The organism is Leminorella richardii (genome assembly GCF_900478135.1).
GTDB lineage: Bacteria > Pseudomonadota > Gammaproteobacteria > Enterobacterales > Enterobacteriaceae > Leminorella > Leminorella richardii.
Window position 1 is genome coordinate 2,433,663 of sequence record NZ_LS483470.1, and the last position, 12,719, is coordinate 2,446,381.

Sequence of the window (12,719 nt, forward strand, 5' to 3'; positions counted from 1 at the left end):
TAAAGTTATGCAAAAGGCAGTATTGATTACCGGCTGTTCCAGCGGCATCGGGTTGGTGGTTGCCAACGATTTAAAACAGCGCGGCTATCGTGTGATCGCTACCTGCCGCAAGCCAGAAGACATCGAGCGCCTTCAGCAGCTGGGGTTTGAAACCATCAGGCTTGATTTGGACGACAGTGACAGCGTTCATGAGGCGGCTGCCGAAGCGCTCAGACTCACAGAGGGTAAGATCTATGGCCTGTTCAACAACGGCGGCTTCGGCATTTACGGGCGCTTAAATACCATTACTCGCCCGCAGTTTGAACGCCAGTTCTCCACCAATCTGTTCGGCGCCCACGAGCTGACCCAGCTGCTTTTGCCCGCCATGCTGGCTCAGGGTGAAGGGCGCATTATCCAAACCAGTTCGGTGATGGGCATTATTTCTACCCCCGGCAGAGGGCTGTATGCCGCCAGCAAGTATGCGCTGGAGGCGTGGTCAGACGCGCTGCGCCTTGAGCTTTACGGCAGCGGCATTCAGGTTAGCCTGATTGAGCCGGGGCCCATCAGCACTTCGTTTACCCACAACGTCAATCAAACCCAGCAGGATAAGCCTGTGGAGAACCCCTCCATTGCCCGACGCTTTACCCTGCCGCCGGAAGCGCTGCTGCCTGCCATTCGTCACGCGCTGGAAAGCCCTCGCGCAAAAATCCGTTACCGGGTAACTCTTGTCACTACGGCAATGGCAATTTGTAAACGCCTGCTGCCCGACAGGCTGATGGACATCATCTTAAAAAATAAGGGATAGACTTCAGCAACAGTCTTGAAAAATACAGCTGAAAGCCATATATCGTTGATAGCTACGACAGATACGACAGCTACGATATAGCTACAAAATAAACAAACGTTTAAAAGAGAGTGCCACATGCCAGCGAACTTCGTTATTGACGTCAATGAGTCTAACTTCCAACAGTTATTGGAACAGTCTTCACAGACGCCGCTGCTGTTTTACTTCTGGTCTCCTCGCAGTCAGCACTGTCAGGTTTTAGAGCCCGTACTGACCAAGCTCAGCGCCGAGTACGGCGGTAAGTTTATTCTTGCCAAAATCGACTGCGACAGCCAGCCGATGGTCGCTGCACAGTTTGGCATCCGCGCCATTCCAACCGTTTATCTGTTTAAAGACGGCCAACCGGTAGACGGTTTCCAAGGGCCACAGCCTGAAGAGGCCGTTCGCGCCCTGCTCGACCGCGTTCTTCCCAAAGAGGAAGAGCTAAAGGCCGCCGAAGCGCAAGACCTGATGCAGGAAGGCCGCTTTATTGATGCCCTTCCTTTATTGAAAGAAGCCTGGCAGCTCGATCAAAAGCGCAGTGACATTGCCATGCTGCTGGCAGAAACTCAAATCGCCCTGAACCGCAGCGAAGAGGCAGAAACGGTTCTTTCCGCTATACCACTTCAGGATCGCGACACGCGCTATCAGGGGCTGATCGCCCAGATTGAACTGCTAAAACAGGCCGCCGATACGCCGGAAATTCAGCAGTTGCAAAAGCAGGTTGATGCGGAACCAGATAACGCCAAACTGGCAGTTCAGCTGGCTCTACAGCTGCATACCGTAGGCCGTAATGAAGAGGCGCTAGAGCTGCTGATGGGCCACCTCAAGCGGGATCTCACCGCCGCCGACGGCGACGCGAAAAAGACCATGATGGATATTCTGGCTGCACTGGGCACCGGCGACGCGCTGGCGTCCAAGTTCCGCCGTCAGATGTATTCGCTGTTGTACTAAGAGCGACTCATACACAAGACAAAAACCAAGGGCGCTGAAGCGCCTTTGGTTTATATCAAAATAGACGATATAAGCTATTCAAACGCCAGTCTAACAACGCCATTTTCATAAGCAACGCTGATTTGCTCCAGCGACGACAGCGCTTTATCAACACGCGCCAGATCCGGCGTGGCTTCCGCATTGACCGCAATGACTTTACAGCCCGCCGCTAGGCCGGAGGCAATGCCTGCTGCTGCGTCTTCAACAACAATGCACTCTTCGGGTAAAAAGCCCAAGCGCTGAGCGCCGAGAAGATAAGCGTCCGGCTCCGGTTTGCCTCTGGCAACCAGCTCGGCGGTTACAAATACCTCCGGCTGAGGTATCCCCGCCGCCCGACTGCGCGCTTGAGCAATAGGGATCGTGCCTGAAGTAACAATAGCCCAGGGAATACCCAGCTCATTGAGCCGGTTCAGCAGCAAAACAGCGCCGGGTAGCGCAACGATGCCGTCAGTATCAATCGTTTCCTGATGCTCCAGCGCCTTAAATTCCTTTTGAATGTCTTCATCGCTGTAGCCTGCCATAAAGTGGCGCAGAGAGGTGATAGCCTGCTTGCCGTGAATAAAATCTAACACCTCTTTTGGATTGAGCGCGTATTTAGCGGCCAGCGTCAGCCATGCCCGCTCTACCACCGCCAGCGAGCTTACCAGCGTGCCGTCTAGGTCGAATAGAAAACCTTTACCGTTCAAATTTTGCCTTCCCGTTTTTATCCAGCCAAAGAGAAAAGACCCGCATAAAGCGGGTCCTGTCATCAAGAATAAATCAGGCGTTGATAATTTGCGAAATCTCTATTGCGCAAAGGTGATACTGACGCGGGCAGGATTGCCAAATGGCCAGCATGCGCTGGTACTTGTCCCACATCTTGGTTTGAGAGTTGAAGCCGTGCGTACCGGAATCAAAGTGGGTATAGCGACCTTCGGTGTTCACCAGAAAACGAACGTAGCTTAAATAGCGCGCTTCAGTCGCGGCGTCGAAGCCTAGGAACGCAATGCGGCGTTCGTCAATTTCGGCCTTGTCTTTCAGATGCTCCCTCAGGTTTTCAAACGAAACGCGCAGGGCGTGGTGCATTTCCATAATGTTGATAATGGTGCGACAGGTTTCCTCACTGAGCTCACCGAACTCGCGCTCCAGCTCCTTCATCTGCAGGCCAAAACCGCGCTCAACAATAGTCTGCAAACGACGATAGCGCTCAGCGTTCTCAGGATCCAACATCGTCATCATTTTGTACTGATTAGAAAGAATCAGTCTTTGAGCATTGGTCATTTCCACAATAACAACTCCTACGCGTTGAAAACAAAAGATAATTCTGTCCAGGTCGCGCCGAGGGCGTCCTTAATAGCTAGAGAATGTCACATTGCGCTAAAGAGTGATACCCGTTTAGCGCAATTTTTTGTGCATATTTGAGAGAAAAGGCGGAGTAGATCAAAAAGCGGCCTTTAACAGATCGGGCCGCTGGCTGAAACGATTACAGATCGTCGAGAAAGGTTTTGTCTAATTGGCTAAAAGCCTGCTTGAGAAGCGCTGCTAAATGCTGGTAGGTAGGCTCCCCTTCCAGCGGTTCAAACGACTGCCCGGCTTCGGACAGTTTATCTCTTAGGGAAAAGAACCACTGCCTGAGTGAAGGAGGAAGTACGGTGCATGAACGCTTTCCTAACCACCAAAGACCCTGCATCGGCAAACTGCAGGCGAAAATGGCTGTCGCCACAGCAGTACCCAATGAGCCGTTCATAGCGATTTGCCACGCTAGCGTAAAGACAGCGATCGGCGGCATAAAGCGCACACCAAAACGCGTAGCGGTAACGATACGGCTTTCGGGAAATACCGCGTTGAGGCGCTTTTCAGTTGGCCAGGTTTTCATGTAGGTTTGGCCGCGCTGAAAAAGTTTCAGCCAGCCCAAAGAGCCTGAAGAACGTTTCATAGCGCATTGCCTCTAATTACCCACACACCACAGTTATACCCTATCGTGCGCCAACTGTCAGATACAATCGTGCGCTTGGGCATTGGACGAAATCAAAAAAAACAGCAAATTTTCAAAAAAACACATAAAAAACTTGATGTAGTTTAATAAATATCAATTTAATTTGTAATTTGGTTTTCTTTTTAACTGCGCCAGGATTATGCTAATCAGCGCCCCTCTGGGCCCGTTTAAAAAGTAATAAATAATAGCAATAACCTGTTTTCAGGCAATTGTGTACAATAGCAAGAAACACCACGCGGGTACGCGGCGAAAAGGCGATTTTAGGGGCATCTCCCCTACCGTCAGACGCTACGCTCCCGGCTTTTTTATTTCCAATCACGAATAAAATAGGTACTTCTCATGTCGAGTAAGCTGGTTCTGGTTCTTAACTGCGGTAGTTCTTCTCTGAAGTTTGCCATCATTGATGCTGCCAATGGCGAAGAACACCTTTCTGGTTTAGCCGAGTGCTTCAGTCTGCCAGAAGCCCGTATCAAATGGAAAATGGACGGAAGCAAGCACGAAGAAGCCCTTGGAGCTGGCGCTGCCCACAGCGAAGCTCTGAATTTCATCGTTAATACTATTCTGGCTCAAAAACCAGAGCTGTCAAACAGCCTGACGGCGATCGGCCACCGCATCGTACACGGCGGCGAGCAGTTCACTCAGTCAGTCGTGATTACTGACGATGTCCTGAAAGGCATCAAAGCCGCTGCGCCGTTCGCGCCGCTGCACAACCCAGCTGGTCTTATCGGCATTCAGGAAGCCTTCAAAGCGTTCCCTTCTCTGAAGAATAACAACGTGGCCGTTTTTGATACCGCTTTCCATCAGACCATGCCGGAAGAATCCTTCCTGTATGCCCTGCCCTACAGCCTGTACAAAAATCACGGCGTGCGTCGCTACGGTTTCCACGGCACCAGCCATTACTATGTGAGCCGTGAAGCAGCCAAGATGCTGAACAAGTCCGTAGATGAGCTGAACGTGATTACCTGCCATCTGGGCAACGGCGGTTCTGTTTCCGCTATTCGCAACGGCAAGTGTGTTGATACTTCTATGGGTCTGACCCCGCTGGAAGGTCTGGTCATGGGCACCCGCAGCGGTGACATCGACCCGGCGATCATTTTCCACATGTACGACGTGCTTGGTATGAGCATGGAACAGATCAACACCATGCTGAACAAAGAGTCTGGCCTGATGGGTCTGACTGAAGTGACTAGCGACTGCCGCTACGTTGAAGACAACTATGCCGAAAAGGCTGACGCCAAGCGCGCAATGGACGTTTTCTGTCACCGTCTGGCCAAATACATCGGTGCCTACACGTCACTGATGGACGGTCGTCTGGACGCGGTTATCTTCACCGGCGGCATCGGTGAAAACGCAGCTATGGTTCGCGAACTGACTCTAGATAAACTGGCTCTGCTCGGCTTCGCTGTTGACCACGAGCGCAACCTGGCTGCCCGCTTCGGCAAGTCAGGCAACATCGCCAAAGACGGCACTCGCCCAGCGCTGATTATCCCAACCAATGAAGAGTTGGTTATCGCGCAGGACGCAGCCCGTCTCGCTGCATAAGAATAGAAGGTCACACCGTCAGCTAAGGCTGGCGGTGTCGTTTTGACGAAAGCACAACCGAAAGAGGGTTAGCCGTGTCTCGTACAATCATGTTAATTCCTACTGGCACCAGCGTAGGCCTGACTAGCGTCAGCCTCGGTGTCGTACGCGCTATGGAGCGCAAAGGCGTCCGTTTGGGCGTGTTCAAGCCCGTAGCCCAGTCCCGCTCTGGTGACAACGTGGCGGATCAAACCACCACCATCCTGCGCGCAAACTCTAACGCCACCACAGCCGAACCGTTGAGTATGACGCTGGTTGAAAGCCTGCTGAGCAACAACCAGCAGGACGTGCTGATGGAAACCATTGTTGAGCGCTACCAAGAATGTGCCAAAGGCTCTGAGGTAGTTCTGATCGAAGGTCTGGTTCCTACGCCAAAGCACCAGTTCGCCAACGCTCTGAACTATGAAATCGCCAAAACGCTGGGTGCAGAAATCGTTTTCGTTATGTCTCTGGGCAAAGATTCTCCGGCTCAGCTGAAAGAGCGCATCGAACTGGCTCGCTCCAACTTCGGTGGCAGTAAGAATGAAAACATCACCGGCGTCATCATCAACAAGCTGAATGCTCCGGTTGACGATCAGGGTCGCACCCGTCCGGATCTGTCAGAAATGTTTGACGATGCCTCTCAGTCCAAGCAGATCGCCAACGTCGACACTGCCCAGCTGTTCAGCAACTCTAGCCTGCCGATTTTGGGCTGCGTTCCATGGAACGTTGACCTGATCGCTACGCGCGCCATCGATATGGCTCATCACCTGAAAGCGCGCATTATCAATGAAGGGCAGATCCGCACTCGCCGCATCAAGTCCATTACGTTCTGTGCGCGCAGCATTCCTAACATGCTGGCTCACTTCCGCCCTGGTTCCCTACTGGTTGCCTCTGCGGATCGTCCTGACGTTCTGGTCGCCGCCTGTCTTGCCGCCATGAACGGCGTTGAAATCGGCGCAATCCTGCTAACTGGCGGTTACGAAATCGACGATCGCACCGCTAAGCTGTGCGAACAGGCGTTCGAAACCGGTCTGCCTGTGTTTATGGTTGATACCAACACATGGCAAACGTCTCTGTCTCTGCAAAGCTTCAGTCTGGAAGCGCCGTCAGACGACCACGAGCGCATTGAGCTGTCGCAAAACCACATCGCTAACCACATCAACAGCGAGTGGATTGACCAACTGACCGCCAACACCGAAGGCTCACGCCGCATGTCTCCACCGGCGTTCCGCTATCAGCTGACCGAGCTGGCTCGCAAAGCTAACAAGCGCGTTGTGCTGCCAGAAGGTGACGAGCCGCGCACCATCAAGGCTGCCGTTATTTGTGCCGAACGCGGCATTGCTCAATGTATCCTTCTAGGTAACCCAGAAGAAATTAAGCGCGTTGCCGAAGCGCAGGGCGTTGAGCTGGGTAAAGGCATTGAAATCATCGATCCGGATGCCGTTCGCGAGCAGTATGTGCCTCATCTGGTTGAGCTGCGTAAGAGCAAGGGCATGACTGAGGTCGTTGCCCGCGAGCAGCTGCAGGATAACGTGGTTCTCGGCACGCTGATGCTGGAACAGGGTGAAGTTGACGGTCTGGTTTCCGGTGCTGTTCACACCACTGCAAACACTATCCGTCCGCCGCTTCAGCTGATTAAAACGGCTCCGGGTAGTTCACTGGTTTCCTCCGTGTTCTTTATGCTGCTGCCTGAGCAGGTTCTGGTTTACGGCGACTGCGCCATTAACCCAGACCCAACCGCTGAGCAGCTGGCAGAAATCGCGATTCAGTCTGCTGACTCTGCGGCAGCCTTCGGTGTCGATCCTCGCGTAGCGATGATCTCCTACTCTACCGGCAACTCCGGCAGCGGCAGCGACGTAGAAAAAGTGCGCGAAGCGACCCGCCTCGCTCAGGAAAAGCGTCCAGATCTGGTTATCGACGGCCCACTGCAGTACGATGCGGCCATCATGGCAGACGTAGCCCGTTCCAAAGCCCCTAACTCACCGGTTGCAGGTAAAGCCACGGTCTTCATCTTCCCTGACTTGAACACCGGTAACACCACTTACAAAGCGGTTCAGCGCTCTGCCGATCTGGTCTCTATCGGGCCAATGCTGCAGGGTATGCGCAAGCCGGTTAACGACCTGTCCCGCGGCGCACTGGTAGACGATATTGTCTATACCATCGCTCTGACAGCGATTCAGGCCGTTCAGATCGAAAACGCGGCTCAGTAAGACTGTGTAATAAAACGGGCCGCTGAAAAGCGGCCCGGAAAAAATGCATAGACTGATTAAAAAGCGCCGAAATCTACTTCGTTTCGGCGCTTTTATTCTGTCGAAAATAAAACAGAAAATACCGATAAAGACCTTCAACCTCTGAGATATCAGCGGAAAAACGTTCTGCAAATTGTTTGACCTGTATCGCCTCCAGTGCAGAGTTATACTCGCTGTCTTCAAGCTCGTTGAGCATACAAAAAAAGTATTCACAGTCTACGCTGTCTTCACTGCAACAATCGACGAAACGTCCTGATTCCAACAAAAATGACGCCCAGGAAATCATCCTGTAGTGATACTTGATAAATAAACAGGCCGCATAAAAATCAGCCGGTCGTTCGAAAACAACCGCCGGGCGCCAATAGGCATGGGAACGGGCGATGTTGATAGCATCCGGCTGATATTTTACTTCATAGAGATCCATTATCCAGTCAGGTGGGGAATCTTCGCGCCGAATAACCTCATTACACCAAGGAAGATAGTATTTGTAGTTGATCAGCTCGGCCTCCAGCATGAGGCCAAGCCGCACGGCAAACGCCTTTGATAAAGGCAATAAGCCGGATGGAAGACTATGGCTCAACCGAAGCCGCCTGACCCATTCCGTCAGGATTGCGCGTCAGCCACAGGTTCAGCGCCTTGATAGAGTCAGGAGTAAACTCTTCCTCGCGCTGGTTGATCTCTTCCAACGTCATCCAGTGAACGCTCTCTACTTCGTCTTCCTGTAGCGCAAACGGGCCATGAGACACGCAGCTAAACAGCGCGCCCCATACCATGCAGCTCTCGGACTCGTAGTAAAACGTCCCGTGATCGGCAAACGGCACATCGGCAATACCCAACTCCTCTTCTGCCTCGCGGCGAGCGGAAGCCAGCATATCTTCGCCCTTCTGCACAACGCCGCCTGCGGCAGCATCCAGCCATCCCGGATAGAAATCCTTATTTTGCGTGCGGCGCTGAACCAGCACCTTGTCCATTCCGTTATGCACAACAATGTAGGTCGCTCTGTGACGAAGATTTTTTTGCCGCATCTGCTGACGCGTGGCCTGCGCCATCACGTTATTATTTTCATCGACCACATCAACCCACTCGATGCGTGCTGCCTGGCTTTGCTCTTCCATCTATGAAAAACCTTTTATAAAGATACCTGAACGAGGGTTTGCCCCTGCGATAGCGTCATGACCCGAAGTTCCCCCTCATCCAGCAGCCCAAAGCTTGCCGGATGGCCGCCTTTGGGCAGACTGACCGAGCCGGGGTTAAACAGGAACAGCTGTTCCCATTTTTCTGCCTGAGGAATGTGAGTATGCCCGTAAACAAAAACGTCGCCTGCGCCCAACGGAGGCAGCTTTTGCGGATGATAATGGTGGCCGTGTGTCAGAAAAAGCCGCCGATCCTCAAGCAATACCTGCTGCCAGGTTGCCTCAATGGGAAACGTCAGCAGCATCTGATCGACTTCGCTGTCACAGTTTCCCCGTACGGCAATAATGCGCTCAGCAACGCTGTTAAGCCTATCGGCCACCTCAGCGGGCGCATACCCTTCGGGAAGAGGGTTGCGCGGCCCGTGATACATCAGGTCGCCCAGTAAAATCAACCGATCGGCCTTTAGGCGAACGAACTGCTCCAGCACCTTTTCGGTGGCGGGCAGAGAGCCGTGCAAATCGGAAGCAAACATCAGCTTCATTGATACGCTACCCTGAAACTAAACGTGTCGGCAAATATACCGCACTTTACCGCGTCATGCGATGGTTTCTCTATATAGCGATAAGCCCCGAAAGCACCTTATGAAACAGATAGAGCAATAAAAAATCTACTGATGTTGTGAGCCATCAAACGCTATTGCGCCACGAGTTCGCTATGATTAAGGTAGTCACACTGTATTTTCTCTTTTGTGCAAGACGGTTCAACCCGTTACGGCAGTTTCAGGAGATCGCCCATGCATATACTGATCACCGGCGCAACCGGCCTTATCGGACGCCCTCTCACCAAGAAGCTTCTTTCTCAGTCGCATGAGGTTACGCTGCTAACCCGCAGCTCTGACAAGGCCAGAGCGCTGTTTGGCGAATCAGTCTCTATCTTAAACTCTTTAGACCACCTCCCCTCATTGGACAACGTTGACGCTGTGATTAATCTGGCTGGAGAGCCCATTGCCGACAAGCGTTGGACCGACGAGCAGAAACATCGCCTTTGTCAGAGCCGCTGGCAGCTAACTGCTCAGATTAGCAAGCTGATACAGGAAAGCCACACACCGCCGTCGGTTTTCATCTCCGGTTCAGCGGTTGGCTATTACGGCGATCAGGGGCAAAGCATTGTGACGGAGGATGAAACGCCCCACAGTGAGTTTACCCACATGCTGTGCCAACGCTGGGAGGCCGAAGCCCTTCAGGCGCAAAGTGAAAAAACGCGAGTTTGTCTTCTTCGTACCGGCATCGTGCTGTCAACGGAAGGGGGCGCACTGGCTAAAATGATGCCGATCTTCAAGGCCGGGCTCGGTGGCCCTTTAGGCTCTGGGCTTCAGTATATGCCCTGGATACACATCGACGACATGGTGAACGGTATCCTGTTTTTACTCAATACGCCGGTTCTTCAGGGCCCTTTTAATATGGTTGCCCCTTACCCCGTTCACAACGAACTGTTTACCGACCTGCTAGCGTCCGCTCTCGACAGACCACACCTGTTCCGCACGCCAGCCTTTGCCGTCCGTCTGCTGATGGGTGAAGCCTCAATATTAGTTCTTGGCGGGCAGAGAGCGCTGCCCAAGCGGCTGGAAGATGCAGGATTTGAGTTTAGCTATTCCGAGCTGGAGAACGCGTTTAAAAACCTGTTTCCCGTTGGCTAACTGGAATAGCAGCCATCAGGACTTGCCGCCCTGCCAGCGGGTAAACAGATCGGTTTCAATATCGAACTGATCCAGCACGCGACAAACGGTTTGGTCGATGATATCTCCGATGGTTTCAGGCCGATGATAAAAGGCCGGCATCGGCGGCATAATAACCGCACCCAGTTCGGCAGCCTGAGTCATCAGGCGAAGATGGCCTAGATGCAGCGGCGTTTCCCGCACGCATAACACTAGCGGCTTTCTCTCTTTTAACGTTACGTCTGCTGCCCGGCTCAGCAGTTCGTCCGTATAGCTATTGACGATGGCCGAAAGGGTTTTCATCGAACAGGGAAGAATGACCATTCCGTGACAGCGAAAAGATCCGGAAGAGACGGAAGCGGCGATGTCACGCACGTCGTGAACCACGTCTGCCAGCTCGGTCACTTCGCGCAAAGAAAAGTCTGTCTCCAACGACAGCGTCTGACGGGCAGCCTGGCTCATGATCAAATGGCTTTCAATCTGCGGGCAGTCTTTCAATACCTGTAGCAGGCGTACGCCGTACAGTGCACCGCTGGCGCCTGAAATGCCAACAATCAGTCTTTTCATCATGGGGATCGCGTCCTTCCTCTCTGTTTGACCACAGACTTTGCCGCAATCACTGGCCTTAATCAATCTTAATCATAGAGAAACTTATTCATAGAAGAAAAAGGCGCGACCTTCACTTACCCGCAGGTAAAAACAGAGGATCGCGCCTATTTGGGTGCGGGGAACAACCGGCTGCTAAATCAGCCTTCGTTATAGATCTCGAGATTCTCTACGCTCTGATGCTCACGCTCTGCCTTCACGTCATCGTTGCGCAGACCGTCAAGATAGTTGAGATAATGCTGATCGATATCGTTAGTAACATAAATCCCGTCAAACACCGAGCTTTCAAACTTTTCGATGTCCTGATTATCATCTCGCACGGCCTCAACCAGATCGTCTAGATCTTGGAAAATTAGCGCATCGGCACCAATGATACGGTTAATTTCCGCCACGTCTCGGCCGTGAGCAATCAGCTCATTGGCGCTTGGCATATCAATGCCGTACACGTTAGGAAAACGAACTTCAGGTGCCGCAGAGGCCAGATAGACCTTCTTGGCTCCCGCTTCCCGCGCCATTTCAACAATCTGTTCAGAAGTGGTGCCGCGCACGATGGAGTCGTCCACCAGCAGCACACATTTATCGCGGAACTCGGCCCGATTGGCGTTCAGCTTGCGGCGTACGGATTCCTTTCTCTTCTGCTGACCGGGCATAATAAACGTGCGCCCCACGTAGCGGTTTTTCACAAAGCCCTGTCGGTATGGCTTATCCAGAATGCGGGCAATTTCCAACGCAATATCGCAAGAGGTCTCAGGGATGGGGATCACGACGTCGATATCCAAATCGTCCCACTCTCTGGCGATCTTCTCTCCCAGCGTTTTTCCCATCCGCACACGGGCACTGTAAACAGAGATTTTGCTAATAAACGAATCCGGGCGGGAAAAATAGACGTATTCAAACAGGCACGGGTGATTCTGCGGATTATCGGCACACGGTTCGGTAAACAGCTGCCCTTCCAGCGTCACGTAAACGGCCTCTCCCGGTTCAACGTCACGCATAAATTCAAAACCAAGCGTATCCAGCGCCACGCTCTCTGAGGCCACCATATATTCCTGCCTGCCGTCATCCAGCTTGCGCTTACCGATGACTAAGGGACGAATGCCGTTAGGATCGCGAAATGCCAGCATGCCGTGGCCGATAATCAAAGCAACGCAGGCATAGGCACCGCGGATCAGGCGGTGAGTATTGCGCACCGAGGTAAAGATATCCTCTGGCGTCAGCGGATAGTGACGAAAGTTATCCAATTCGCTGGCTAGAATATTAAGGAGCACTTCAGAGTCAGACGAAGTATTGACGTGGCGACGGGCAACTTCAAACAGCTTGTCTCGCAGCTCGTGGGCGTTGGTTAAATTGCCGTTGTGGGCTAAAGAAATACCGTAGGGGGAGTTCACATAAAACGGCTGCGCCTCTGAAGCGCTAGAGCTGCCGGCAGTCGGATAGCGAACGTGGCCGATGCCGAGCGTGCCCTGCAGGCGCTGCATGTGCCGCATTTCAAACACGTCTTTAACCAGTCCGTTGGCCTTTCTCAGGCGAAAGTTATTGTTTTCATCAATAGTGACTATGCCCGCGGCGTCCTGCCCGCGGTGCTGAAGCACCGTTAGTGCATCATAAATAGACTGGTTTACGGGGGTGAACCCGACAATGCCGACAATACCGCACATGCTGTCTCTTCCTCATCAGTATCGC

13 protein-coding genes are annotated in these 12,719 nt (G+C 52.7%); 5 read left to right on the plus strand and 8 right to left on the minus strand.

What is annotated here, in order from left to right; all coding sequences use genetic code 11:
* Window positions 1-7: 7 nt before the first annotated feature.
* Entirely contained in the window at window positions 8-784 is a 777-nt protein-coding gene (locus DQM29_RS11215) for an SDR family oxidoreductase (protein WP_111740770.1), read from the plus strand.
* A 117-nt stretch (window positions 785-901) separates the two neighbouring features.
* The gene (locus tag DQM29_RS11220; protein ID WP_111740771.1) at window positions 902-1,756 is read left to right on the plus strand and encodes a co-chaperone YbbN; all 855 of its coding nucleotides are present in this window, start codon (window positions 902-904) and stop codon (window positions 1,754-1,756) included.
* Window positions 1,757-1,830: 74 nt separating this feature from the next.
* On the opposite strand, the gene DQM29_RS11225 is transcribed toward DQM29_RS11220, so the two are convergent.
* The 3 genes from DQM29_RS11225 to yfbV form a co-directional block, all read right to left on the minus strand.
* The gene (locus tag DQM29_RS11225) at window positions 1,831-2,481 is read right to left on the minus strand and encodes a sugar phosphatase (protein WP_111740772.1); all 651 of its coding nucleotides are present in this window, start codon (window positions 2,479-2,481) and stop codon (window positions 1,831-1,833) included.
* 73 nt (window positions 2,482-2,554) lie between these two features.
* Window positions 2,555-3,061 (minus strand): YfbU family protein, encoded by a 507-nt coding sequence (locus DQM29_RS11230; protein WP_111740773.1) that lies wholly within the window; start codon window positions 3,059-3,061, stop codon window positions 2,555-2,557.
* Window positions 3,062-3,257: 196 nt separating this feature from the next.
* Window positions 3,258-3,710: a terminus macrodomain insulation protein YfbV gene (yfbV, locus tag DQM29_RS11235; RefSeq protein WP_111740774.1), complete on the minus strand. Its 453-nt coding sequence runs from the start codon at window positions 3,708-3,710 to the stop codon at window positions 3,258-3,260.
* A gap of 399 nt (window positions 3,711-4,109) precedes the next feature.
* On the opposite strand from yfbV, the gene ackA reads away from it, so the two are divergent.
* Both ackA and pta read left to right on the plus strand, forming a co-directional pair.
* Window positions 4,110-5,312, plus strand: a complete 1,203-nt coding sequence (gene ackA / locus DQM29_RS11240) for an acetate kinase (RefSeq protein ID WP_111740775.1) — start codon at window positions 4,110-4,112, stop codon at window positions 5,310-5,312.
* Window positions 5,313-5,386: 74 nt separating this feature from the next.
* Window positions 5,387-7,543 (plus strand): phosphate acetyltransferase, encoded by a 2,157-nt coding sequence (gene pta, locus DQM29_RS11245; protein WP_111740776.1) that lies wholly within the window; start codon window positions 5,387-5,389, stop codon window positions 7,541-7,543.
* A 73-nt stretch (window positions 7,544-7,616) separates the two neighbouring features.
* Here the strand turns inward: pta and DQM29_RS11250 are convergent, their stop codons facing one another.
* Genes DQM29_RS11250 through yfcE form a run of 3 tightly spaced genes read right to left on the minus strand, consistent with a single transcriptional unit; the run spans window position 7,617 to window position 9,257 of the window.
* Complete coding sequence (locus DQM29_RS11250; RefSeq protein WP_145960364.1) at window positions 7,617-8,162, minus strand: hypothetical protein; 546 nt, start codon at window positions 8,160-8,162, stop codon at window positions 7,617-7,619.
* Window positions 8,152-8,697 carry an NUDIX hydrolase YfcD gene (gene yfcD / locus DQM29_RS11255; RefSeq protein ID WP_111740778.1) on the minus strand — a complete coding sequence of 182 codons (546 nt, stop codon included), beginning with the start codon at window positions 8,695-8,697 and terminating at the stop codon, window positions 8,152-8,154. Before yfcD ends, DQM29_RS11250 begins: the two co-directional genes overlap by 11 nt.
* Window positions 8,698-8,711: 14 nt before the next feature.
* The gene (gene yfcE / locus DQM29_RS11260) at window positions 8,712-9,257 is read right to left on the minus strand and encodes a phosphodiesterase (RefSeq protein ID WP_111740779.1); all 546 of its coding nucleotides are present in this window, start codon (window positions 9,255-9,257) and stop codon (window positions 8,712-8,714) included.
* 252 nt (window positions 9,258-9,509) lie between these two features.
* Between yfcE and DQM29_RS11265 the strand changes: the two genes are divergently transcribed.
* Complete coding sequence (locus DQM29_RS11265) at window positions 9,510-10,412, plus strand: TIGR01777 family oxidoreductase (RefSeq protein ID WP_111740780.1); 903 nt, start codon at window positions 9,510-9,512, stop codon at window positions 10,410-10,412.
* A 15-nt stretch (window positions 10,413-10,427) separates the two neighbouring features.
* Here DQM29_RS11265 and DQM29_RS11270 read toward each other — a convergent pair whose 3' ends face one another.
* The gene (locus DQM29_RS11270) at window positions 10,428-10,997 is read right to left on the minus strand and encodes a UbiX family flavin prenyltransferase (RefSeq protein WP_111742073.1); all 570 of its coding nucleotides are present in this window, start codon (window positions 10,995-10,997) and stop codon (window positions 10,428-10,430) included.
* Window positions 10,998-11,176: 179 nt separating this feature from the next.
* Window positions 11,177-12,694 (minus strand): amidophosphoribosyltransferase, encoded by a 1,518-nt coding sequence (gene purF, locus DQM29_RS11275; protein WP_111740781.1) that lies wholly within the window; start codon window positions 12,692-12,694, stop codon window positions 11,177-11,179.
* Between the last annotated feature and the right edge of the window lie 25 nt (window positions 12,695-12,719).